The organism is Neisseria sp. 27098_8_139 (assembly GCF_041433195.1).
GTDB lineage: Bacteria > Pseudomonadota > Gammaproteobacteria > Burkholderiales > Neisseriaceae > Neisseria > Neisseria subflava.
Genome location: NZ_JAPWBA010000010.1, coordinates 1 through 23,443 on the forward strand (window position 1 = coordinate 1; position 23,443 = coordinate 23,443).

Genomic DNA, 23,443 nt, shown 5'->3' on the forward strand with positions numbered 1-23,443 from the left:
GTTTTTTTCGGTCAGTTGGCGGTTAATCAGTTCCAGCAGTTCAGACAGGATTAAAACGTCGTCTGAAAATCGACAATTCGTTTTCAGACGACGTTTTATGAGAAATTCAGCAAATCCCTTTCATCTTCCCCAAAAAATCAATCTCCTCACTCGTTCCTTCCTTCTTCCCCCGCCAAACCGTGCAGCATCAATCCCAATATATCCTGCGGCAGCTTTTGCGGCGCAGCGGCATAAAGCGCGGCCAATTGCGGGTGGCGCATCAATATATCTGCCTGTCGGATGAACAGGTCGATGAGTTCCACCGGCAAATCGGGCTGAATCAGGCGGCGTTGTTGCAGGGTATGGAAGAAACCGCGCATAAAGGCGTATTTTTCTTCGTTCAACTCATGGAAAAACCGCTCCAGCTCCAAATCGGTGTTTTCTTCGATGTCGCGCAGGAAGGCGGCGGAATAGAGTTCTTCAAACGATTGTTTTTGTAGGACAAACACGGCTTCGGCGGCTTCGCGCAGGTTGCATTGCCGTGCAAGCAGCGCCTCAAATTCGGCACGGACGCGGTTTTTCTGTTCGGTAACGATTTCCTGCAAGAGCGCGTTTTTGCCGCTGTAATATTTGTAAAAGGTAACGCGGCTGACGGCGGCCTCGGCGCAGATTCCGCCTACGGATACGGCGGAAAAGCCGTGTTCGCGGAACAGGCGGCGGGCGGTGTCGGCGATGGTTTGTTGTTTGCTGGCGGTCATGACGGTAGGAAGGTTTTGATTTTGTTCATAAAGGGTTTTCATTAAAGTTATCCGCAAGTCGGATACTCATCATATTTCCCCACGACGGCAATGGCAATACGGCGGCGTTTCAGACTACCTCTTTCCTTATCCCGCCGCTCCGCCCTGCGGACAGGGGGCTGTCGGATGCTTAGCAGGCCAAATTCATAAAGGCCGCAGAATCGCCCTCACCAACCTTCTCCCACCAAATGGGAGAGGGAATTGTTTTTTAGATGGTTCACTATAAAAAGGAACAAGTAAAGTAAATGATAAACACTTGCATTCCTGTTTTTTGTTTTTTATACTTTACATTAATAGTTTGTTTTATGTAAATGTGTAAACAACAAATATTTGCATACTGCCGGATCGGTTGGATTGCCTGATGTTCAATCCGCCCCGGTGTATGCCGTCTGAAAGGATAAGGAAATGCAGAAACCCACCCTCCGCCGCCTGCCGCTGCTGCTTGCCGCCGCTTTCGCCTCCGAATGGATTTATGCCACTGATACGGCGCAAGATGCGGAACAAGTGCAGTTGGAAGAAGTCGTCGTAACCGGCGAACGCACCAACCGCAGCGGCTTTGAAACCGCCACGTCCAACCGCGTTTTCACCACGCCGAACATCGACCGCAGCGGCCACAATCTTTCCGCAACCGACCTGCTCAAACAGACCGTGAACACGGTGGACTTGGGCAGCGGCAACGATTTGCCGACCGTGCGCGGCGTGGATGGTTCCGGCCCCGCCGTCGGCGCGGTGGCGTTTTTCGCGGGCACTCGGCCGCGCCTGAACCTGTCCATAGACGGCCGCTCCGCCACTTACAACGAATACGCCTTTGGCACGCAGTCGCTGTGGGACATGCAGCAGGTGGAAATCTTGCGCGGGCCGCAAAGCCATGTGCGCGGGCAGAACGCGGTGGCGGGCGCGGTGGTGATGCGTTCCAAAGATCCGACCAACGAATGGGAAGGCGCGCTACGCTTGGGTTTGGGCAACCAGAAAACGCGCAACATCGCCGGCGTAGTGTCCGGCCCGATTGTGAAAAACAACCTTGCCTTCCGCCTGAGCGCGGAGCGGCAGCAACGCGAAAGTTACGAGCCGTTCGTGTCCTATGAGCCGACCGGCAACCCGCGCCGTGTGGAAAACACCAACGTACGCTTCAAACTCCTGCTCACGCCCGAAAACCATCCCGATTTTTACAGCCGCCTGACGCTGAACCACATCCGTTCGCGCGCGCCGCAAAACGAAATCATGGGCAACACCACCAGCCGCCGTTTTTTAAAAGAAAAGCCCGTGTTCGTAACCGGCTCGACATCGGGCATCTGGGACGTATCGTGGCAGCTTAACGACTATCTGAAACTGGAAAACAAACTGGTTTACGGCCGCTACCACAACGAGCGGCTGCACCTGCCGATGACCGTCAGCCCGCAAGGCGTGCCTGCCGAACTCAAAGGCCGTGAACTGCAATGGGAGCCGGTATTGCATTTTTCAAACAAAGGCCGTCTGAAAGGTCTTGCCGGACTGCACTACTTCCGCAGCAAACAAGACGAATGGGTGGACATCCGCAGCGTCGGCGGCCGCAACACCTTTGACGACCGCAACAGCGTGCGCGCCCTGTTTGCCGAAACCACATACAGCCCCGGCGAAAAATGGGACATCACAGCCGCCGCCCGCATTGAAAAAGAAACGCACAAACGAAGCGGCGGCAGCGGCGCACTGCACCTCGATTTAGACAAAGGCCAGACCGTGTTCCTGCCCAAAATCGACATCGCCTTCAAACCCACCGACCAATGGGTCAGCGGCATCAAAGCCGCGCGCGGCTACAACCCCGGCGGCGCGGGCATCACCTTCGGTCGCCCCGTCGTAACCTACACTTATGAGCCCGAATATGTGAACAACTACGAGTGGTACACCCGCTGGCGCAGCGCAGACCGCCGCCTGCAACTCTCCGGCAACCTGTTCCTGAACCACTACCGCGACATGCAGCTCCCCTTCTATCTCGGCACCAACTCCGTCGTCATCCGCAACGCCAAAAAAGTCCATACCTACGGCGCAGAACTTGCCGCCGACTGGCAGGCCACCGACAGCCTGAAACTCACCACCGGACTGGGACTGCTCAACACCAAAATCAAAAGCTATCCCAACAGCGGCATCGAAGGCAACAAACTCGGCCGCGCGCCCAAATACACCGCCAACATCGGCGTGAAATACCTGAACGACAAAGGCTGGGAAGCCGGCGGCGACGTGCGCTTCTACGGCGGCTACTATTCCGCCGCCGACAATGCCGAATCAGGCAAAATCGGCGCGTACAACCAAGTCAACCTCTACACCGCCTACAACTTCAAACAAGGCCGCGTCTCGCTCTACGCCGACAACGTGTTCAACCGCCGCCGCCCCATATTCATTTCCAGCGCCGACCGCCAAGACGCGCTCTACCAACGCCCCAGAAGCGTAGGCGTGAGCGCGGAATGGAAGTTTTAGGCGAAGCTGAAATGATGGAGGCCGTCTGAAACAATCGTAGGTCGGGCATCAATGCTCTACCTACGGTGACTGGAATAACGAAGGTCGTCTGAAACGGCCGTAACAACCGATTATCGTCATTAGCTTACGCAAGTCCGCTTCGCTACCCCCGCGCAGGCGGGAATCCAGACCTATCCGCACAGAAACTTATCGGATAAAGAAGTGCCCTTGAGTCTCCATTCTGGATTCCCGCCTGCGCGGGAATGACGGCACAAGAAGTCTAATAAAAAGCCAAGCATAAATACCCAACTATTGACCTACCCTGCTTCCCCAAAACACCCAAAGGAACCCCATGCACTACTTCACCCCCGCCAAAACCCTGCCCGAAGGCACCGTCTACCTGACCGACCTGACCTACGTCGCCGACTTCGCCGACTGGCTGGCCGAATTCGAAACCCTGTTAAGCCAAAACACCCGCTTCGCCACCGTCTGCACCCCCATGCGGCGGCAGGTAAGCGACGAACAGCGCATTGCCGACCGCAAAACCTACATCGAATGGATAAAGGCACACCGCCCGCAACTCGCCGAACGCTGCGCCGCCATGCTCCTCATCGAACCCGACGCGGCGCAACTGGCGTTCTTCCGCGAACAATCGTCCAAACTCGCCCCCGCGCTGGGCGTGAACTACATCGTCGAAGCCGACGAGCAAACCGCCCTGCTGCGGGCGGAAGAAGCGTTGAAGGCCGTCTGAAAAAGACTGCAAACACCGATAGCGGTTTTTCGGCCGCAAACCGGCTGCACACGCTTGATTTTTTATTTTCAGACGGCCTTTACCTTCACACGCTCCGCCCCAAGGAAAACCAACCCATGTCGCAAACCCCCGCATCCCCCGCCCCGCGCGACTGGCTGCTGCTTATCGGCGGCAGTACCTACAAATTCACGCTGACCGGTTTTTATCTGGTCGCGCTGGTCGCTATTTTGAAAAACCACGGTTACAGCCTGAACCAACTGAGCTGGATACATTTAATCGGCGGTATCGAAGCGGCGAAGGTGTTGTTTGCCGCGCTGATGGAGCGGCGGCCGGCGGGGCGGTTCGGGCGGTTTCGCGGCTGGCTGCTGGCGGCGACGCTGGGGCTTTCGGCGGTGTTCGGGCTGATGGCCTGCACCGACATCACGCAGAACTTCCCGCTACTTTTGACCTGCTGCGTTTTGCTCTCGGCAATGTCGGCGGTGTACGGCTGCGCGATGTTGGGTTTGTCGTGCATCGTCCTGCCGCACTGCGAACGAGGTTTCGGCGGCGTGATTCAGACGATGGCGGCGCGCGGCGGCAAGATGATAGGCGGCGCGCTGGTATTGTGGCTGTATCAGGAATACGGGCAGACGGCGGCGGGCTTTATGCTGGCGTTCAGCCTGCTGATGTTGCTGCAACTCTTGTGCTACCGCGAGCCGGAAAGCCCGACGGCGCAAGGCGGTTTGACAGCGTTGGCGGCGCGGCTGGTCTCCTTTTGGCGGCAGCCTGAAACGGGCTGGCGGTGGCTGGTTTTGCTGTTTGCCGTTGCCGCGCCGTATGCGTTTGCGGCGGCGACTTTTGTGCCCAAGCTGACGGATTTGGGCTTCTCCCCGAAACAGACGGGCGGGATTCTGGCGGTGGGTATTCCCGTTGCCTGCCTGATTGTTACGCCGCTATCGGGCTGGTTTTCGCGCAATTATCCGCGCCGCAAACTCGTGTTCCTGCTCTACGCGCTGCAACTGCCGCTTTTGGCATCCATGACCGCCATCGACGTGCTCGCCCGCGTTCACCCTTGGCTGCCGCCCGCGCAAATCATCGCCCTGAGTCTGAGCTACACGCTGCTGCTGCCGGTAATACTGGCGTTAGTGATGGACAAATCCGACCGCGCCACCGCCGCACTCGACAGCAGCCTGCAATTTTCCGTCATCCTGCTCGGCAGTTACGCGGCCGGTTTCGCCGCCCTGCGGCTGGCAAAGTCGGTCGGCTATGCCGATGCGTACTGGGCGGCGGTGGGCCTGGCCGTATTGGCGGGAGGGCTGCTGTATGCGTGCCGAGGCCTGTTTGATTCAGACGAGCCGTAAGACTCAAAGAAAGGCCGTCTGAAAACCTGAAATAGGGTTTTCAGACGGCCTTCCGTTATTTTCCGCTACTCTTGCGCTATGATTTCCACGCCCGCTTCTTGCAAGGCGAGATCTTTGCAAAATACGGCTCAGAAACCCCCCGCAAACTGCGTTTACAAGCCTCAGCCTGTCTGTTTAATCCAATAGGGCATCTACGAACGCTTTGGCATTAAACGGACGCAAATCGTCGATGCCTTCGCCTACGCCGATGTAGCGGACAGGAACTGGGCAGTCGGAGGCAAGTGCGGCAAGGATACCGCCTTTGGCCGTACCGTCTAGCTTGGTCACGATCAGGCCGGTCAGACCCAGCGCTTCGTCAAAGGCTTTCACTTGGTTGACGGCGTTTTGCCCGATGTTGGCATCAAGCACGACGATGATTTCATGTGGCGCATCAGGCATGGCTTTTTGCAACACGCGCTTCACTTTTTTGATTTCTTCCATCAAATGAAGCTGCGTCGGCAGACGGCCGGCTGTATCGGCAAGCACGATGTCGATCCCGCGCGCTTTCGCGGCTTGAACGGCATCGAAGCAAACGGCTGCGGAATCGCCCGTAGTTTGCGAAATCACGGTCACATTGTTGCGTTCGCCCCAAGCCTGAAGCTGCTCACGCGCGGCGGCACGGAAAGTATCGCCTGCCGCCAGCAACACAGATTTGCCCTGCGCTTGGAAGTATTTGGCCAATTTGCCGATAGATGTGGTTTTGCCTGCGCCGTTGATACCGGCAAGCATAATCACGAAAGGCTCCTTGGTTTCCGGCAAGACCAGAGGTTTTTCCAAAGGCTTAATCAAGTCGTACAGCGCATCTTTCAGCGCGCCACGCAATTCGTTGCCGTCTTTGAGGCCTTTGAGGCTGACACGGTCGCGCACGTCTTTCATCAAGTATTCGGTGGCTTCCATGCCCATATCGCTGGTAATCAGCACGGTTTCCAGCTCTTCGTACAAATCCTCGTCGATTTGTCCGCCACCGAACACGCCGGCCAACGATTTTGCCATTTTGTCGCGTGATTTGGTCAAGCCTTGTTTCAAACGCGCAGCCCAACTGAGCTTGTGTTCTTCTACCGGAGCAGGGGCTTCAGCCGGTGTTTCCGCAACGGCTTCTTGAAATTGCTCGACAGCTTCGCTAACTGTTTCAACAACTTCTTCTTTGACCGCTTCGGCCTGTTCTGCTGCTTCCTCAGCAGCCTCGGCTATTTCAGACGGCATCTCGGCAACGGTTTCTTGAACCTGTGCAACAGCCTCACTGACGGTTTCAACGGCCGCTTCTTTTACTGCTTCGGCCTGTTCTGCTGCTTCCTCAGTAGCCTCGGCTACTTCAGACGGCATCTCGACAACGGTTTCTTGAACCGGTTCAACAGCCTCGCTGACGGTTTCAACGGCCGCTTCTTTTGCCGCTTCAACGTGTTCTTCTACTTTCTCAACTGTTTCAGACGGCGTTTCGGTTAAAGCTTCCCGAACCTGTTCTACGGTTTCACTGGCAGTTTCAACAGCCGATTCGACAACTGATTCAACATGCCCTTTGACGTTTTCTGCTAAAGATTCGGAATCTTCTTTAATATTTTCAACTACTTGAGCAACTTCAGATTCTACTTTTGCTGCGGTTTCCTGAACTTGAGCCTCCTCAGGAGCCGGAGTTTCCTGTTTTTTCTTGCGACGGAAGAAGCTGAACATTAAATTTTCCTTTTAATTTTAGAAACTTGAAATAGGGAGTATTGTAGCGTATTTTACGTGGCAAGGTCGTCTGAAAATCAAGGTTGTCAGGTTTTGGCATTTCCAACGTCTAATCAGACAAACCATCCATACAGGAAACATAGCAATGAATCCCCGCACATTATTTTCACTTTGCACCAAGTTCGGCTGCCTGCTTGCGCTTGGCGCCTGCTCATCCAAAATGATGGATACCGAAGCCGCAACCATACCGCAGGCATTGTCCTCGTTGAAAACCCCTGACAACCGCCCTGCCAGTGTTTTTCTGAAAAAAGACAAACCCACCCTGATTAAATTTTGGGCAAGTTGGTGTCCTTTGTGTTTGTCCGAATTGGGGCAGACCGAAAAATGGGCGCAGGACAAGCGCTTCAGCTCCGCCAACCTGATTACCGTCGCGTCCCCCGGTTTTCTGCACGAGAAAAAAAACGGCGACTTCCAAAAATGGTATGCCGGTTTGAACTATCCTAAGCTGCCCGTCGTTACCGACAACGGCGGCACCATCGCCCAAAGCCTGAATATCGGCGTTTACCCTTCGTGGGCATTAATCGGCAAAGACGGCGACGTACAGCGCATCGTCAAAGGCAGCATCAATGAAGCGCAGGCATTGGCGTTAATCCGCGACCCGAATGCCGATATAGGCCGTCTGAAAAATTCGTTCTACAAACCCGACACACAGAAAAAGGATTCAGCAATCATGAACACGCGCACCATCTACCTCGCCGGCGGCTGCTTCTGGGGCTTGGAAGCCTATTTCCAACGTATAGACGGCGTGGTTGACGCAGTATCAGGCTACGCCAACGGTAAAACGGAAAACCCAAGCTACGAAGACGTTTCCTACCGCGATACGGGCCATGCCGAAACCGTCAAAGTCACCTATGATGCTGACAAACTCAGCCTCGACGACATCCTGCAATACTATTTCCGCGTCGTTGATCCGACCAGCCTCAACAAACAGGGTAACGACATCGGCACGCAATACCGCAGCGGCGTGTACTACACCGACCCCGCCGAAAAAGCCGTCATCGCCGCCGCGCTCAAACGCGAGCAGCAAAAATACCAACAGCCCCTCGTCGTTGAAAACGAGCCGCTGAAAAACTTCTACGACGCCGAGGAATACCATCAGGACTACCTGATTAAAAACCCCAACGGCTACTGCCACATCGACATCCGCAAAGCCGACGAACCGCTGCCGGGAAAAACCAAAGCTACCCCGCAAGGCAAAGGCTTTAACGCGGCAACGTATAAAAAACCCAGCACTGCCGAACTCAAACGCCTCCTGACCGAAGAACAATACCAAGTTACCCAAAACAGCGCGACCGAATACGCCTTCAGCCACGAATACGACCATCTGTTCAAACCCGGCATTTATGTGGACGTCGTCAGCGGTGAACCCCTGTTCAGCTCCGCCGACAAATTCGATTCCGGCTGCGGCTGGCCGAGCTTCACTCACCCGATTAACGCCTCTGCTGTTACCGAACACGACGATTTCAGCTACAACATGCGCCGCACCGAAGTGCGCAGCCATGCCGCCGACTCACACTTGGGACACGTTTTCCCCGACGGCCCGAAAGACAAAGGCGGCCTGCGCTATTGCATCAACGGCGCGAGCCTGAAATTCATCCCGCTGGAACAAATGGACGCGGCAGGCTACGGCGCGTTGAAAGGCAAAGTGAAATAACGGATTGAATCAAAAAAGGCCGTCTGAAAAAGATTTCAGACGGCCTTTTTAATTTGTCGGATGCAAAGGGTTGGTTTCTTATCTATCAAAAAATCTCAATAACTAAGAAAGTGCGCCCTGCAAAAACCTTTTAAATTCGTTTTGCCAACTCTTCGGCTTTACCCACATACAACGCAGGGGTCAGCTCAAGCAATTTGGCTTTGGCTTCTGCCGGAATTTCCAACGATTCGATAAAGAGTTTCAACACTTCAGGCGTAATGCCGTCTTTACCGCGTGTCAGGTCTTTCAGCTTTTCGTAAGGATTGGCCACGCCGTAACGACGCATTACGGTTTGAATCGGCTCGGCCAGCAGCTCCCAAGTAGCGTCCAAATCGGCAGCAAGGGCGGCAGGATTCGGCTCAAGCTTGTTCAGACCGCGCAGATGGGCGGCAAAGCCCAATACGGTATAGCCCACGCCTACGCCCATATTGCGCAATACGGTGCTGTCGGTCAGGTCGCGCTGCCAACGGGAAATCGGCAGTTTTTCGGACAAAAAGCCCAATACGGCATTGGCCATACCGAGGTTGCCTTCGGAGTTTTCAAAGTCGATCGGATTGACTTTGTGCGGCATGGTGGAAGAGCCGACTTCGCCTGCTTTGACTTTTTGTTTGAAGTAACCCAAAGAAATGTAGCCCCAAACATCGCGGTTGAAGTCGATCAGAATCGTGTTGACACGGCTGATGGCTTGGAAGAATTCCGCCATATAGTCGTGCGGCTCGATTTGAATGGTGTAGGGGTTGAAGGTCAGGCCGAGGCTGATTTCAACGAAGTTGCGGCAATGAGTTTCCCAATCCACATCGGGATAAGCGACCATATGGGCGTTGTAGTTGCCGACTGCGCCATTGATTTTGCCGAGGAACTCTTGCGCTTGCAGGTTTTTAAACTGACGTTGCAGGCGGTACACGACATTGGCGATTTCTTTACCCAGTGTGCTTGGCGTAGCAGGCTGACCATGCGTGCGGCTCATCATAGGGACGGCAGCCAACTCATGCGCCATGCCGGTCAACTTCTCGATGATTTCGGCCAGTTTCGGCAGCAAAACAGCCTCACGCGCTTCTTGCAGCATTAAAGCGTGGGACAGGTTGTTGATGTCTTCGCTGGTGCAGGCAAAGTGGATGAACTCGCTGGCAGCAGCCACTTCAGGCACGCCGGAGAAGCGCTCTTTAAGCCAATATTCGATGGCTTTGACGTCGTGATTGGTGGTCGCCTCAATGGCTTTGACGGCGGCGGCATCTTCAAGTGAGAAGTTTTCGATCACTTTGTCGATTTCGGCAAGCGTAAAATCGCTGAAAGCAGGAACTTCTACAATCTTAGGCTCGGCGGCAAGGGCTTTGAGCCAGTTTAATTCAACTTTGACACGCGCACGCATCAGGCCGTATTCGGAGAAAATCGGACGCAATGCTTCAACGGATTTGGCGTAGCGGCCATCTAACGGGGAAAGTGCAGCGATAGGGTTAATCATGTCGGATCTTCCTATGGGATGAAAACCAAATTGTTTGCAATTATACATGATTTTACACTCCAAGGCCGTCTGAAAGACAGGTTTCAGACGGCCTTTTCAGCGTATTTTTCATAAAATTCTTTTCAGAGGTTCAACTTTGCAAAATCGATTTACGATATATGCCATCTTCACGGATAATATCGGCTGACTTTCTGTAAATAATGAGGTTTTATGAATATCAAACGTTTTTCCCTAACTGCAACCGTATTTACGGCTTTGATGTTGAGTGCCTGTGAAACAACAACTACTTCAAGCGGCGGCGGCAGCTGGACCAATATCGGCACCATCTCTGAAGGCAATATCAAAGTGGCCATTGATAGAAGCAGCATTAAAAGAAATGGCGCACTGGTTACTTTCCGCGATAAAAAAACCGTTTCCAAACTGAAAGAGGAACGTTTCGTCAATACGCCGGCCTATAAAACAGCTATCGGCAGCTGGGAAATTCATTGCTCAAACAAAACCTATCGTCTGGCAACGCTGCAATTGATGGATGAACACGGCCGGGTAATTTCCAACCAAAGTTATACGCCGACCAGCATCCGCCCAATGAGCGTCATGAGCGGTACAATTACTGAAAAACAATACGAAACTGTGTGCGGACATAAGCTTTAATCCACACTTATTCACAAAATTATCCACAGTTTAAATATTTAAAAGGCCGTCTGAATGCTTTGAATATCAAGTTTCAGACGGCCTTTTTATGTTTTGATGGAAATTTATCTTCAAATTTATCCACAAATTTTGTTTATTCAAAAATAATTTATTACAGCGATTCATTCACGCTCAAAATTTGCTTCATTCTTTGCAAGCGCATTTCACAAAATACTGCTTTCTACTCTATTTACTGACTTACTATCTGCTTAATCGAGCTGTATTTACAAACTACCATGCATCAAACTGGATCCGCGCTAAATGCTTTTCACAAAGGTATTCCAATCTTTTGGAAAAAATTTTCTTCTCCAAATAAACACCTTTCCTTTGATGATACAGCCCTTCTTTAACGCAACCTTGCCCCTGTTTCCCCATCAATAATCTGGCTAGGCGTTTTCTGCTTACCTATCAATCCGCCTACAACCCAGACTTTCCTGCCAAACTGTCTTCTAACTTCCCTTTCTGTTTTACACGCCCGTTTGCCTGCACGATTGCATGAGGTAGAGACTAAAGGCATTTCCAAAACCTGACACAAACGCCTTGCACCTGCGTGCGCAGGAACCCTGACAGCCAATTTACTGCGTGCTTTCCCACGCAATGAGGGCAATACTTTTTTGCCGACCGGCAATAAAAAAGTCTTTGGAGCCGGCCACGCTTCATGCAGCATGGTTTGGATATTTTCAGACGGCCTTTGCAGTAAAGGTTGCAACTGTTCCAAGCTATGGCCTATGACAATCATGCCTTTGTGTTGCGGTCGTTTTTTCAGATGGATCAGTTGATTGAGTGCTTTGGGCAAAGTAGGGACACAGCCCAAGCCATAGCAAGACTCGGTAGGATAGGCGACCAAACCGCCTTTTTTAAGATGCGCCTGCAGCTTACGTTGGGCTGCAGCAGATAAAATTCTGGGGAACATCATCATAATACCAAAGCCGTCTGAAACTGAGATTGTCGGACAATCTGTGTTCAGACGGCCTATTTCTATTCATTATTAACGGTTGATGGCTTTATCAGCAATGTCTTTACGGTATTGCATACCGTCAAAACGGATTGTTTCCAATGCCTCATAAGCCTTGCTTTTAGCTTGTGCCACATCATCGCCCAAACCGACCACACACAACACACGGCCGCCGTTGGTTACCACTTCGCCTTTTTCATTCGTTGCAGTACCGGCATGGAAAACTTTACCGATTTGATTGGCTTTATCCAAGCCGAAGATCACATCGCCTTTTTTCGGAGAGTCAGGATAATTTTGTGCAGCCAACACCACGCCTACTGCAGTCTGCGGATTCCATTCGGCAGCAACACTATCCAGTTTGCCATCGATTGCCGCTTCAACCAAGTCCACCAAATCGCTATCCAAACGGCTCATAATCGGCTGGGTTTCAGGGTCGCCGAAGCGGCAGTTGAATTCGATGGTATAAGGCGCACCGGTTTTATCAATCATCAAGCCCGCGTATAAAAAGCCGGTAAACTCATGGCCTTCTGCTTTCATACCGGCCACAGTCGGCAAAATAATTTCATTCATCGCGCGCTCGTACACATCAGGCGTTACCACCGGAGCAGGGCTGTATGCGCCCATACCGCCGGTATTAGGGCCTTTGTCGTCATCCAGAAGGCGTTTATGGTCTTGACTGGTTGCCATCGGCAAAACATGATTGCCGTCCACCATAACGATAAAGCTCGCTTCCTCGCCTTGCAGGAAATCTTCAATTACAACACGCGCGCCTGCATTGCCCATTTTGTTGCCCAACAACATATCGTCGATAGCAGCATGAGCTTCATCCAAAGTCATGGCGACAATCACGCCCTTACCGGCAGCCAAACCATCCGCTTTAATTACAATCGGCGCACCTTTTTGGTTGACGTAATCATGTGCCGCATCGGCATTTTCAAAGGTTTGGTATTGCGCAGTCGGAATCTTATATTTTGCCATAAATGCTTTAGCAAAATCTTTTGAACTCTCTAGCTGGGCCGCGTATTGAGTCGGGCCAAAAATCTTCAATCCGGCAGCACGGAAATCATTCACCACACCGGCAGCCAAAGGAGCTTCAGGACCGACTACGGTAAAGGCAATATTTTCATTACGGCAAAAATCAATCAAATCTTGATGCGCCGTCAACGCTATATTCTGCAGTTTAGGCTCAATTGCCGTTCCGGCATTACCAGGTGCAACAAAGACAGTTTCAACTTTAGACGACTGCGCCAATTTCCAAGCCAGTGCGTGTTCACGTCCACCATTACCAATAACGAGCAATTTCATACCATCTCCTTGAAGAATAGATGTTGTAAATAAAATTCAATTGATGGAATATTGTTCCATCTTGTATAGATGTTTCAAATTAAGAATAATATTGCACCAAGACAACCATACTCTAATTTCAAATAACTAAAGGAAAATCATGCAAAAACGTATTGACGAAATTCAAAGCAAATACCGCGAATGGTGCGAATTACTGCCGCAACTGGAAGCAGATATTGCCCGCTGGAAACATGCCGCAAGCCTCATGCAAGACATGGATGACTTCTATACCAACGAATACCAAGCATGCCATCAAGCCATTGAAGAAGTGGCAGATGTTGATTTGCGCACACAGGGCGAATACAGCATTATGAGCGAAGATGCCCTATGGAACGCACTGGGGGAATTTCATCAACTGGCTTGGGAACATCTGCGCTCAAGCGTAAATGCTTTAGACAGATACCAAGGCTAAAACATCAAAGGCCGTCTGAAACTTTTGATTTCTCAAATATGTTCAGACGACCTTTTATTCAAACGACTTATCAGTATCTACTTCAATTTGGCGCGTATTTTTCCAAGCAGCAATACAAGCTTCATAATCGGCTAATGCTATTTTCACTGTCAACTTACAATCCAACTGCAAATCCTGTTCTACAATATCGGCCTGATATTGTTTGGCAATCCGTATAGCCTCATTCAAAACAGGATATTCACACTTCAACCAAACTGTCTTTTCGACATTCTTTTCAACAACTTCAGCTATCGCCAATGCCTGAGCTGTTGATTCCTTATAAGCATGAATCAGACCGGGAACACCCAATAGCGTACCGCCAAAATAGCGCACCACCACAACCAACACATCCGTTACGCCGACAGAATCAATCTGCCCCAGAATAGAGCGGCCTGCGCTCCCGGACGGTTCTCCATCATCGTTTGCGCGAAACTGCATTCCATCCACACCCAGTCGATAGGCGTAGCACCAATGTCTTGCCTTGTGATGCTCTTCCTTTAATGGGTCGAGATACTTCTTCACATCGGCCAACGTTCGTATCGGATAGGCGTATGCGATGAAGCGGCTGCCTTTATCTTTAAATTCAGCCTGTGTCGGTGTGGTAATGGTTTTATAGGTCGTAATCATGCCAAAATATTTTCAGACGGCCTTATATAACAAAGGCCGTCTGAACGTTTCACGTGAAACATTAGTTTTTCAGTGCTTCAGTCAGTTGAGGCACAACTTCAAACAAATCACCAACCAAGCCGTAATCTGCCACATTGAAAATCGGAGCATCGGCATCTTTGTTGATGGCAACAATCACTTTGCTGTCCTGCATACCGGCAACGTGTTGGATAGCTCCAGAAATACCGATAGCGAAGTACAGTTGCGGCGCAACCACTTTACCGGTTTGTCCGACTTGGGCATCATTTGGCGCATACTCGGCATCCACTGCCGCACGGGAAGCACCAATCGCGGCACCCAACGCATCCGCCAAAGGAGTCAACACTTCATTGAATTTTTCAGCACTACCCAATGCACGGCCACCGGAAACAATCACTTTTGCCTGAGTCAATTCAGGGCGGTCAGACTGGGAAAGTTGACGGTTTACAAAACAGCTCAGGTTTTGAGCAGGCGTTGCCTCAACATTGACCACTTCCGCATTACCGCCTTGTCCGGCAGCATCAAATGCGGTTGCACGGAAAGTCAGCACCAGTTTTTCAGAATTGGATTGAACAGTTTCAAATGCATTACCGGCATAAATCGGACGGACAAATGTCGAGTTATCCACAACTTCGGTTAAATCCGAAACTTGTGGCACATCCAACAGGGCAGCTACTCGGGGCAACAGATTTTTACCAAACGCAGTTGCAGTCGCAGCCACATAGCGGTAATCCACAGCCAGTTTAACAACTAAAGGCGCTAATTCTTCTGCCAAACCTTCAGCGTAATAGGGTGCATCGGCTACTAAAACTTTCGCTACGCCTGCAACCTGTTTCGTCTCTTCAACCACCGCAGCAGCATTGCTGCCGGCAACCAATAAATCTACATTACCCAATTTAGCGGCAGCCGTTACCGCATGCAAAGTGGCAGGATTCAAATGTTGGTTATTATGTTCCGCAATAATCAATACGCTCATTTCATACTCCTTAGATCACTTTGGCTTCGTTTTTCAGCTTTTCAACCAACTCGGCAACATCAGCCACTTTCACACCGGCTTGACGTGCTTTAGGTTCGGCAAATTTCACGGTATTCAAACGCGGAGAAATATCCACAGCCAAATCGGCAGGACTTAATTTTTCCAAAGGCTTTTTCTTTGCAGCCATGATATTAGGAAGTTTGACAAAGCGTGGTTCGTTCAAACGCAAATCTGCACTGATGACCGCAGGCAGCTTCAACGCAACAGTCTCTTCGCCGCCGTCAATTTCACGGGTTACCAATGCTTCTTCGCCTTCAATTTGCACTTTTGATGCAAAAGTACCTTGAGCCGCATTCAACAACGCAGCCAGCATTTGGGCAACTTGGTTGGCGTCATCGTCAATTGCCTGTTTGCCCAGCAGTAAAATTTGCGGATTTTCTTTATCCGCAACAGCTTTCAGCAATTTTGCAACGGCCAAAGGCTCCAACTTTGCATCAGTCTCAACATGAACCGCACGGTCGGCACCCATCGCCAAAGCAGTACGCAACGTCTCTTCGCATTTTTTCTCGCCAAGAGAAACGGCAACAATCTCGCTTACTTTTCCGGCTTCTTTCAAACGGACAGCTTCTTCTACCGCGATTTCATCAAACGGGTTCATCGACATTTTGACATTACCGATATCCACATCGGAACCATCGGCTTTCACACGAACTTTGACGTTGTAGTCCACTACGCGCTTTACTGCGACCAGTGCTTTCATTCAATTCTCCTAAAAAGAATGCCCATCAAATCTAGCATACTGCTTTTGATACATTCTTTATATAAAATCCAATTCGGTTTTCACCAACATGATAAAACCAAATTTGTATAAATCTTGGCAAATAGAGCGGAATTATATCATTTCTAAAGCATTTACTCAGAAAATAAATCCGACTCCCCAGCAATTATTTACCGTATGCTGCCACACAATCCATCAAGGTTTGATAAACTTCGTTGACATTGGGAATTTGAGCAATACCACCTAAATTTTTTGCATAAGCCGAAACTTGAACGCCGGTCTTGGCCGGATCTGTATCTGTATAAATTCCTACAACAGGCTTTTCCAAGGCATTGGCAAGATGCAGCAACCCGGTATCTACGCCAATAATACCCTCTGCGTTTTTCAATAAAAATGCAGCCTGTAATAAATTCATTTTGTCGCAAACCGAAGCAAACGGTAAATCACTTGCAATCTGCTCGGCACGCATTTTTTCGGTTTCATTTCCCCACGGCAGATATACATTGCATTGTTGTTCTTCATTCAACTTTTTCAATAATGCACGCCAGTGTTCTACCGGCCATAATTTACTGTCGCGACTGGTTGCATGCAAAGCAACGTAATAAGGGAATTGCAAATTTTTCAGACGGCCTGATTCAGGAACCGACAAACCAAACACCTGCGTCTCAGGCATTGTATAACCAAATACTCGGGCGAATAATTCGCGATTTCGCCAGACCGCATTTTTGCCTTTCGGCACGGCAAACGTTTTACTGTATTCAAAGGCAGCCAAACTTTCACGCGCGCTGTGTTTATCCAATCCGTAAATAGGGGATTTCGCCATTTTGGCAAAGCATGCACTTTTAATCAGTCCTTGGCTATCTAAAACAAAATCAAAAGATTCAGCCTGTAAATCCGTTTTCAGACGGCCTATTTCACGCCACGTTTCAGCCTGAAAAAGGTGTTTGCGCCATTGTCGCCATTTCATTACATGAACTTTTTTGACAAAAGGATGCAAGCGGGCAATATCTGCAAACCCTGCCTCACACAGCCAATGGAGCTCTACCTCAGGACATTGTCGCGCCAAATCTTCAACTGCGGGCAATGTGTGAATTAAATCGCCCATACTAGACAAGCGGACAAGTAAAATCTTCATATTTTGAAAAATGTTTCACGTGAAACAACAGAATCTTAAATATAATTTATTGATTATTAATGTATTTTTTTATTTCTTCGGCGTTTTCTAAAATAACTGCTCCGGCAGAATGCATTTCCTGCCATGCAGATTCAACCGTTTCAGGAGCAATGCCGCGGCAAGCCGCCTGATTAACGATGACTTTCCAAGCCCCGCCTTTAAGCAACTGTAAAACCGTTGTCTTCACACAATAATCCGTTGCCAAACCGCCAACAATGACTGTATCTGCATTTTGACAGCGCAACCATTCGATCAAACCTGTACTGAGCTTTTCTTCAATATCATGAAAACATGCGCCGTAGGGGTGTAACTCAGGATCAACGCCTTTCCAAACGCAATAATCGTATTCTTTGGCTGAAGGCAGGCCATCCAACAACTCATAGCCATATGTTCCAACCATCGCATGCGACACCCAAGTCAAATCCGCATCCGGCAAACCCGTCGGTTTCAACATATCAACAGGATTATCCACAAGCCATTTTGCCGCGGCATGATGCGCATCTTTCGTCATCACGCGTAAATCCGCCAATGCAGCTTGGGCATTGAGTTCATCCGCAATCAGATGACCTTCGGCAACAGGCAATTCTTTCGGGCACAAAGGCGTAAACGTTTTTTGTGCATCTACATCGATAGAAACAATCATGTATTAATATAACCTATTGATTTTATTTTATATTATTCAAATTAAGCATTTATTGCTAATGTACGGACATTTGGAATAAATACTTTGTATTATAACAAATTACTACCGCAAAATGTGGGAAAACATCTGTGATATGATGACAGTTTGCACAGAATATTTATCCACAAATTATGTCCTATTCGATTACGCCTATTGCAACCGTTCATTCCCCCTACAAACAAAAATTCGGCATTGCCCGCCAACCTGGTTTAGTTCCTGCAGCAGAAATTTGCATTGAACTCACTCCTGAATTTACCGCAGACAGCGTTCGGGGCTTGGAAGATTTCGACTATGTGTGGATAAGTTTTATTTTCCACGGCGTATTGAATGAAGGTTGGGCGCAAATGGTGCGTCCGCCGCGACTCGGAGGCAAACAAAAAATGGGCGTATTTGCCACGCGCAGCCCCCACCGCCCCAATCATCTCGGACTGTCGCTGTTAAAGCTCGAACGTATCGAAACAGGCAAACCTGTCCGCATCTATTGCAGCGGTGCAGACCTATTAGACGGTACTCCGGTAGTGGATATCAAACCCTACATCCCCTTTGTCGAATCCAAACCTGACGCATCATCAGGCTTTGTCAGCGGCAAACCTGAAGAATTGAACGTAGTCTGGGCAGAAAGTACGCTTGCGGAACATTTATCCACAGAAGAAAAACATCTCATTGAGCAAAGTATTGCCCAAGATCCTCGCCCTGCCTATCAAGATATTCCCGAACGGGTTTATGTAATGAATATTGCGGACTATGAAGTGCAGTTTAGGATAGAAAACAAATGTGCCACAGTGATTAAACTATCCACAATCTGATTGCAAATTGAATCTATCTACACACAAAAGGCCGTCTGAAATGTTCAGACGGCCTTTTAATTATCCACAGACTGATTGATTCAGCCTGTTATTTTTTAGATTTTGCTGGCAAAGAATTCCAAGGTACGAACCAATTGGCAAGTGTAAGACATCTCATTGTCGTACCAAGCAACGGTTTTCACCAATTGTTTGTCGCCAACAGTCATCACGCGGGTTTGAGTCGCATCGAAGAGTGAACCGTATTCAATACCGATAACGTCGGAAGAAACGATTTGATCTTCAGTGTAGCCTAAAGTATCGTTGGCGGCAGCTTTCATGGCTGCATTGATTTCTTCTTTGGTAACAGGGCGTTCGAGAATAGAAACCAGTTCGGTCAAAGAGCCGGTGGCTACGGGAACACGTTGGGCAGAGCCATCAAGTTTGCCGTTCAACTCAGGGATAACCAAGCCGATGGCTTTAGCAGCACCGGTGCTATTCGGTACGATATTCAATGCAGCGGCACGGGCGCGGCGGAAGTCGCCTTTACGGTGTGGCGCGTCAAGGGTGTTTTGGTCGCCGGTATAAGCGTGGATGGTGGTCATCAGGCCTTCAACAATGCCGAACTCTTTTTGCAATACCGCAGCCATAGGGGCCAGACAGTTAGTCGTACAAGAAGCGGCTGAAATAACGGTTTCGCTGCCGTCCAAAATATCTTGGTTTACGCCGTATACAACGGTTTTCACGTCATTGCCGCCAGGGGCAGAAATCACAACTTTGCGCGCACCGGCACGGATATGGGCCTCAGCTTTGGTTTTACTGGTAAAGAAACCGGTACATTCGAGGACAACGTCCACACCCAGCTCGCCCCAAGGCAATTCTTCAGGATTAGGATTGGCAAATACTTTGATTTCTTTGCCGTTAACAACAATCGCATCATCTTTCAATTCGGCAGTACCTTGGAATCGGCCTTGGGTGCTGTCGTATTTGAAAAGGTGCAGCAACATATCGGCAGGGGTCAGGTCGTTAACGGCGACGACTTCGATACCTTCGGCTTTTTCAATTTGACGCAATGCCAGACGGCCGATGCGGCCGAAACCGTTAATCGCTACTTTGATGCTCATTTTGATACTCCTGTCAGTAGGGAAAGGGATAAATTTCAATAAGGGCTATTGTATCCTGAAATAAAACTACTACCTAGAATTACACGACGCTACTTTTAAAATGTTTGATTTAAATAAAAAAACCGTGAAATAGGTCGTCTGAAAATACAGATTGGTACGGTTTGCTCCCATATTTGGGGATAAATTCCGGCCTGTTTTCAAAATTAATATGTAATTATTTAAAAAAATGGTGATTATGATGAGTACGTCCCTATTTTGTGAATAACCTGATTACTGATTGTATAATCAAATTGTTGTATTCATTTAAAGGCTGCGTTCAAGTTTTGTTTTGTGTGAGAACAAAGTCGGATAATCTGTAATCGTTTGAATATTTCTGTGGATAAAATCAGATTTTTCCACTCGGATTACACGGCATATTGTGGATAATCTTACCGGTACAAAAGGTCGTCTGAAAAATCTATGGTTCTGAAACGCCTACATTAGCAAATACTATTAAAAATAATGGATTATTTTTTCCTTTTTATCGTATTATCCAAACATCAAACCAATGATTACTAAGGAGACGGTTTATGCTGCAACGAACTTTGGCAAAATCCATCAGCGTAACCGGCGTCGGATTGCATTCGGGCGAACGGGTCGCGCTGACCCTGCACCCCGCGCCTGAAAACAGTGGGATTTCCTTCCGCCGTACCGATTTGGACGGCGAAATGGGCGAAACCATCAAACTTACGCCTTACCTCATCAACGATACGCGCCTGTCGTCCACTATCGTTACCGATAAAGGTGTGCGCATCGGCACAATTGAACACATTATGTCGGCTCTGTCTGCCTATGGCATCGACAATGCCTTGATTGAATTGAACGCGCCTGAAATTCCGATTATGGACGGCTCCAGCCTGCCGTTTATTTACCTTTTACAAGATGCAGGCGTGGTCGATCAAAAAGCCCAAAAACGTTTTTTGAGAATCCTCAAACCCGTTGAAATCAAAGAAACCGGAAAATGGGTGCGCTTTACGCCTTATGACGGCTTTAAAGTTAATTTAACCATCGAATTTGACCATCCCGTATTCAACCGCAGCGCACCTACTTTTGAGATTGATTTTGCAGGAAAATCCTATATCGATGAGATTGCCCGCGCCCGTACCTTCGGCTTTATGCACGAAGTGGAAATGATGCGTGCCCACAATCTCGGACTGGGCGGCAATTTGAACAACGCCATCGTGATTGACGACATGGATGTTTTGAATCCGGAAGGTTTGCGCTATCCCGATGAATTTGTCCGCCACAAAATCCTTGATGCGATTGGCGATTTATACATTGTCGGCCATCCAATTATCGGCGCATTTGAAGGTTACAAATCAGGCCATGCCATCAATAATGCGCTGTTGCGTGCCGTTTTGGCAGATGAAAGCGCTTATGAATGGGTTGAGTTTGCCGATGACGAAGACTTGCCCACCGCTTTTCACGAATTGCCGGCAGCCAAATAGAAAATAGATAACGCAGTTCAATGCAAAGGCCGTCTGAACCTTTCAGACGGCCTAAATTATGTCGTTTTCCACAAATAATTATCCACATATTCATCTATTTTATCTTATTGAAAAATAAAAATATTAAAATTTAACTCTATTCTTATACACATCTTATCCATATATTTTCCCAAACTAAAAGGCCGTCTGAACAACTAGGTTTCAGACGGCCTTTGCATGTAAAACCGATAAAATCAATCGCCCATGACCTTGCCTTCACGGCGCGGGTCGGCACCGCCAAGCAAACCGTCTTTGCCGATTAAAATCCCTTGTACGCCGGAATTCAAATCGCGGATTTGGACTTTGTAGCCCAATTTTTCCAACGCAGCCGCTTTATCCGCCGCCGCGGTTTTATCCTCGATCTCATACTGGCTGCCGCGATTGAGCATATTCGGCAGGGAGATTGCCGTCTGAATGTCCATACCCCAGTCGATATGCGCCACCAACGTTTTAGCAACGAAACCGATAATGCGGCTGCCGCCCGGTGAACCGACCGCCATATAAGGTTTTCCGTCTTTCATCACAATGGTCGGCGCCATCGAAGAACGCGGCCGTTTGCCGCCCGCCACGCTGTTTGCTACTGTTTTACCGTCCGCGCCGACGGGATTGAAGGCAAAATCAGTTAATTCATTGTTAAGCAGATAACCGTTTGCCATCAGACCCGAACCAAATGCGTTTTCAATCGAAGTCGTCATCGATACAACGTTGCCGTCTTTATCCACAACCACCAAATGGCTGGTGGACGGTAGCTCGACCGCCATGCCTTGCGCGTATTCCTTGCCGAACTTGCCTGCCTGAATAGTTTCCAAGGCCTTGTCAGCTTTGCGGATTTCTTCGGCACGTGGTTTCAAATAAGCCTGAGAAATCATGGCGCGGGTCGGAACGTTCACAAACTTGGGATCGCCGACATAATAATCGTGGTCGGCAAAAGCAATCCGCGACGCATCGCCTATCCAGCGCCAACTGTGGATATTTTCCGCACCCAACGCCTTCATATCCTGATTTTGCAATACGCCCAAAATCTGCCCCAAAGCGATGGCACCGGAACTTGGCGCACCCATGCCACAAACTTCATATTTACGATACGGCGCACAAACCGGTTGACGCTCGATAACTTGATAGTTTTTCAAATCCGCCATACTGATTTTGCCGGGATTATCCACAGCACCGGTAACGGCACGGACAATATTCTGCGCCTGCATTCCCTGATAAAACGGCGCACTGCCTTTTTCCGCCAACAGGCGTACGGAACGCGCAAATTCAGGGTTTTTCAACACCGTTCCCGCTGCCAAAGGCTTACCGTCAGGCAGGAAATAGGCGGCGGTTTGCGGATAACGTTGCAAGGGTTCCAGATTCTGCTCGATGGATTTCGCCATACGCGGAGAAACGGCAAAACCTTGTTCCGCCAAAGTAATCGGTTTCTTAAACAAACTTGCCCACGGCAATTTGCCGTAACGCTTATGGACATCTTCCAGCAGCTTCGGAATCCCCGGCACACCGACCGAACGGCCGCCGACCACTGCTTTCATAAAGCCCATCGGTTTGCCGTTTTCGTCCAAGAAAAGTTCTGGCGTTGCCGCTTTCGGCACTGTTTCACGGGCATCAAACGTTGTCAGCTTTTTCGCCTTATTGTCCCAATACACCAAAAACGCACCGCCGCCCAATCCGGAAGACTGCGGCTCGGTCAGGCCCAAGGTCGTCTGCATGGCGATCATCGCATCTATCGCGCTGCCGCCGCGTTTCAAAACCTCGTATCCCGCCTCGGTCGCCAACGGATTGGCAGACGCCGCCATATAATGTTTGGCGCGGATCAATTTCTGCTCGGTCAGCCCCGTCCCTTGTTCCGGCGCATGGTTATCCACAGCCGTCGGCACAGGCGCGGCATCAGGTTTCTGCATAGGCTGGTGCGCGCACGCCGCCAAAACCAAAACTGCCAACAGGTTTAATCCAAAGGAAAATTTCATATCTACTCCCTTTTGATGAGATATTTTCAGACGACCTTTAATAGGAATAAAACATGCAAAAGGTCGTCTGAAACATGAAAAACGATTGGACTGTTTATCTCGTCATACAGTTCCGTTCGGGCTCGGTATAAAA

The 23,443-nt window shown here is 49.6% G+C and carries 20 protein-coding genes; 8 read left to right on the plus strand and 12 right to left on the minus strand.

From position 1 onward, the window contains the following. Nucleotides 1-146: 146 nt before the first annotated feature. The gene (locus O3660_RS08875; RefSeq protein WP_049329313.1) at nt 147-779 is read right to left on the minus strand and encodes a TetR/AcrR family transcriptional regulator; all 633 of its coding nucleotides are present in this window, start codon (nt 777-779) and stop codon (nt 147-149) included. 402 nt (nt 780-1,181) lie between these two features. Here O3660_RS08875 and O3660_RS08880 point away from each other — a divergent pair, with 402 nt between their 5' ends. From O3660_RS08880 to O3660_RS08890, 3 genes are all read left to right on the plus strand, one after another. After that, complete coding sequence (locus O3660_RS08880) at nt 1,182-3,227, plus strand: TonB-dependent receptor domain-containing protein (RefSeq protein WP_049351344.1); 2,046 nt, start codon at nt 1,182-1,184, stop codon at nt 3,225-3,227. Between the two features lie 331 nt (nt 3,228-3,558). Further along, on the plus strand, nt 3,559-3,957 hold the full coding sequence (locus O3660_RS08885; RefSeq protein WP_049351343.1) for a hypothetical protein: 399 nt from the start codon (nt 3,559-3,561) through the stop codon (nt 3,955-3,957). Between the two features lie 116 nt (nt 3,958-4,073). Further along, complete coding sequence (locus O3660_RS08890) at nt 4,074-5,297, plus strand: MFS transporter (RefSeq protein ID WP_371464852.1); 1,224 nt, start codon at nt 4,074-4,076, stop codon at nt 5,295-5,297. Between the two features lie 174 nt (nt 5,298-5,471). Here the strand turns inward: O3660_RS08890 and ftsY are convergent, their stop codons facing one another. After that, nucleotides 5,472-7,004 carry a signal recognition particle-docking protein FtsY gene (ftsY, locus tag O3660_RS08895; RefSeq protein WP_049351341.1) on the minus strand — a complete coding sequence of 511 codons (1,533 nt, stop codon included), beginning with the start codon at nt 7,002-7,004 and terminating at the stop codon, nt 5,472-5,474. A 145-nt stretch (nt 7,005-7,149) separates the two neighbouring features. Here ftsY and msrAB point away from each other — a divergent pair, with 145 nt between their 5' ends. Beyond that, nucleotides 7,150-8,718 (plus strand): bifunctional peptide-methionine (S)-S-oxide reductase MsrA/peptide-methionine (R)-S-oxide reductase MsrB, encoded by a 1,569-nt coding sequence (gene msrAB, locus O3660_RS08900; RefSeq protein WP_049351340.1) that lies wholly within the window; start codon nt 7,150-7,152, stop codon nt 8,716-8,718. A 130-nt stretch (nt 8,719-8,848) separates the two neighbouring features. Here msrAB and purB read toward each other — a convergent pair whose 3' ends face one another. Beyond that, nucleotides 8,849-10,219: an adenylosuccinate lyase gene (gene purB, locus O3660_RS08905; RefSeq protein WP_049329319.1), complete on the minus strand. Its 1,371-nt coding sequence runs from the start codon at nt 10,217-10,219 to the stop codon at nt 8,849-8,851. Between the two features lie 210 nt (nt 10,220-10,429). On the opposite strand from purB, the gene O3660_RS08910 reads away from it, so the two are divergent. Then, complete coding sequence (locus O3660_RS08910) at nt 10,430-10,870, plus strand: surface-adhesin E family protein (RefSeq protein ID WP_049351339.1); 441 nt, start codon at nt 10,430-10,432, stop codon at nt 10,868-10,870. Nucleotides 10,871-11,255: 385 nt separating this feature from the next. On the opposite strand, the gene O3660_RS08915 is transcribed toward O3660_RS08910, so the two are convergent. Both O3660_RS08915 and purD read right to left on the minus strand, forming a co-directional pair. Next, nucleotides 11,256-11,825 (minus strand): L-threonylcarbamoyladenylate synthase, encoded by a 570-nt coding sequence (locus tag O3660_RS08915; RefSeq protein WP_049329371.1) that lies wholly within the window; start codon nt 11,823-11,825, stop codon nt 11,256-11,258. A 72-nt stretch (nt 11,826-11,897) separates the two neighbouring features. Next, on the minus strand, nt 11,898-13,169 hold the full coding sequence (gene purD, locus O3660_RS08920; RefSeq protein WP_049351338.1) for a phosphoribosylamine--glycine ligase: 1,272 nt from the start codon (nt 13,167-13,169) through the stop codon (nt 11,898-11,900). Nucleotides 13,170-13,308: 139 nt separating this feature from the next. Between purD and O3660_RS08925 the strand changes: the two genes are divergently transcribed. Beyond that, complete coding sequence (locus O3660_RS08925) at nt 13,309-13,620, plus strand: DUF4298 domain-containing protein (RefSeq protein WP_003686705.1); 312 nt, start codon at nt 13,309-13,311, stop codon at nt 13,618-13,620. 54 nt (nt 13,621-13,674) lie between these two features. Here O3660_RS08925 and O3660_RS08930 read toward each other — a convergent pair whose 3' ends face one another. The 5 genes from O3660_RS08930 to O3660_RS08950 form a co-directional block, all read right to left on the minus strand. Further along, nucleotides 13,675-14,286, minus strand: coding sequence for a YigZ family protein (locus O3660_RS08930; protein ID WP_049351337.1), 612 nt, complete (start codon nt 14,284-14,286; stop codon nt 13,675-13,677). 61 nt (nt 14,287-14,347) lie between these two features. Then, nucleotides 14,348-15,280 (minus strand): electron transfer flavoprotein subunit alpha/FixB family protein, encoded by a 933-nt coding sequence (locus O3660_RS08935; protein WP_049351336.1) that lies wholly within the window; start codon nt 15,278-15,280, stop codon nt 14,348-14,350. Nucleotides 15,281-15,290: 10 nt separating this feature from the next. Further along, nucleotides 15,291-16,040 (minus strand): electron transfer flavoprotein subunit beta/FixA family protein, encoded by a 750-nt coding sequence (locus O3660_RS08940; protein ID WP_003686610.1) that lies wholly within the window; start codon nt 16,038-16,040, stop codon nt 15,291-15,293. Nucleotides 16,041-16,224: 184 nt separating this feature from the next. After that, on the minus strand, nt 16,225-17,193 hold the full coding sequence (gene waaC / locus O3660_RS08945; protein ID WP_049351335.1) for a lipopolysaccharide heptosyltransferase I: 969 nt from the start codon (nt 17,191-17,193) through the stop codon (nt 16,225-16,227). 46 nt (nt 17,194-17,239) lie between these two features. After that, on the minus strand, nt 17,240-17,875 hold the full coding sequence (locus tag O3660_RS08950; protein WP_049351334.1) for a nicotinamidase: 636 nt from the start codon (nt 17,873-17,875) through the stop codon (nt 17,240-17,242). 170 nt (nt 17,876-18,045) lie between these two features. On the opposite strand from O3660_RS08950, the gene tsaA reads away from it, so the two are divergent. Beyond that, nucleotides 18,046-18,720 (plus strand): tRNA (N6-threonylcarbamoyladenosine(37)-N6)-methyltransferase TrmO, encoded by a 675-nt coding sequence (gene tsaA, locus O3660_RS08955; protein ID WP_049351333.1) that lies wholly within the window; start codon nt 18,046-18,048, stop codon nt 18,718-18,720. A 95-nt stretch (nt 18,721-18,815) separates the two neighbouring features. On the opposite strand, the gene gap is transcribed toward tsaA, so the two are convergent. Next, nucleotides 18,816-19,820, minus strand: a complete 1,005-nt coding sequence (gene gap / locus O3660_RS08960) for a type I glyceraldehyde-3-phosphate dehydrogenase (RefSeq protein ID WP_049351332.1) — start codon at nt 19,818-19,820, stop codon at nt 18,816-18,818. A 569-nt stretch (nt 19,821-20,389) separates the two neighbouring features. On the opposite strand from gap, the gene lpxC reads away from it, so the two are divergent. Continuing rightward, the gene (gene lpxC, locus O3660_RS08965) at nt 20,390-21,307 is read left to right on the plus strand and encodes a UDP-3-O-acyl-N-acetylglucosamine deacetylase (protein ID WP_049351331.1); all 918 of its coding nucleotides are present in this window, start codon (nt 20,390-20,392) and stop codon (nt 21,305-21,307) included. Between the two features lie 233 nt (nt 21,308-21,540). Here the strand turns inward: lpxC and ggt are convergent, their stop codons facing one another. Then, complete coding sequence (gene ggt / locus O3660_RS08970) at nt 21,541-23,310, minus strand: gamma-glutamyltransferase (protein WP_049351330.1); 1,770 nt, start codon at nt 23,308-23,310, stop codon at nt 21,541-21,543. Nucleotides 23,311-23,443 lie beyond the last annotated feature (133 nt).

Coding starts and splice junctions, on each gene's coding strand:
- O3660_RS08935 (WP_049351336.1), bottom strand. CDS start 15,280: ATGAGCGTATTGATTATTGCGGAACATAATAACCAACATTTGAATCCT.
- ftsY (WP_049351341.1), bottom strand. CDS start 7,004: ATGTTCAGCTTCTTCCGTCGCAAGAAAAAACAGGAAACTCCGGCTCCT.
- O3660_RS08875 (WP_049329313.1), bottom strand. CDS start 779: ATGAAAACCCTTTATGAACAAAATCAAAACCTTCCTACCGTCATGACC.
- lpxC (WP_049351331.1), top strand. CDS start 20,390: ATGCTGCAACGAACTTTGGCAAAATCCATCAGCGTAACCGGCGTCGGA.
- O3660_RS08885 (WP_049351343.1), top strand. CDS start 3,559: ATGCACTACTTCACCCCCGCCAAAACCCTGCCCGAAGGCACCGTCTAC.
- O3660_RS08880 (WP_049351344.1), top strand. CDS start 1,182: ATGCAGAAACCCACCCTCCGCCGCCTGCCGCTGCTGCTTGCCGCCGCT.
- gap (WP_049351332.1), bottom strand. CDS start 19,820: ATGAGCATCAAAGTAGCGATTAACGGTTTCGGCCGCATCGGCCGTCTG.
- O3660_RS08930 (WP_049351337.1), bottom strand. CDS start 14,286: ATGATTACGACCTATAAAACCATTACCACACCGACACAGGCTGAATTT.
- O3660_RS08890 (WP_371464852.1), top strand. CDS start 4,074: ATGTCGCAAACCCCCGCATCCCCCGCCCCGCGCGACTGGCTGCTGCTT.
- purD (WP_049351338.1), bottom strand. CDS start 13,169: ATGAAATTGCTCGTTATTGGTAATGGTGGACGTGAACACGCACTGGCT.
- msrAB (WP_049351340.1), top strand. CDS start 7,150: ATGAATCCCCGCACATTATTTTCACTTTGCACCAAGTTCGGCTGCCTG.
- tsaA (WP_049351333.1), top strand. CDS start 18,046: ATGTCCTATTCGATTACGCCTATTGCAACCGTTCATTCCCCCTACAAA.
- O3660_RS08925 (WP_003686705.1), top strand. CDS start 13,309: ATGCAAAAACGTATTGACGAAATTCAAAGCAAATACCGCGAATGGTGC.
- O3660_RS08915 (WP_049329371.1), bottom strand. CDS start 11,825: ATGATGTTCCCCAGAATTTTATCTGCTGCAGCCCAACGTAAGCTGCAG.
- O3660_RS08950 (WP_049351334.1), bottom strand. CDS start 17,875: ATGATTGTTTCTATCGATGTAGATGCACAAAAAACGTTTACGCCTTTG.
- O3660_RS08940 (WP_003686610.1), bottom strand. CDS start 16,040: ATGAAAGCACTGGTCGCAGTAAAGCGCGTAGTGGACTACAACGTCAAA.
- purB (WP_049329319.1), bottom strand. CDS start 10,219: ATGATTAACCCTATCGCTGCACTTTCCCCGTTAGATGGCCGCTACGCC.
- ggt (WP_049351330.1), bottom strand. CDS start 23,310: ATGAAATTTTCCTTTGGATTAAACCTGTTGGCAGTTTTGGTTTTGGCG.
- waaC (WP_049351335.1), bottom strand. CDS start 17,193: ATGAAGATTTTACTTGTCCGCTTGTCTAGTATGGGCGATTTAATTCAC.
- O3660_RS08910 (WP_049351339.1), top strand. CDS start 10,430: ATGAATATCAAACGTTTTTCCCTAACTGCAACCGTATTTACGGCTTTG.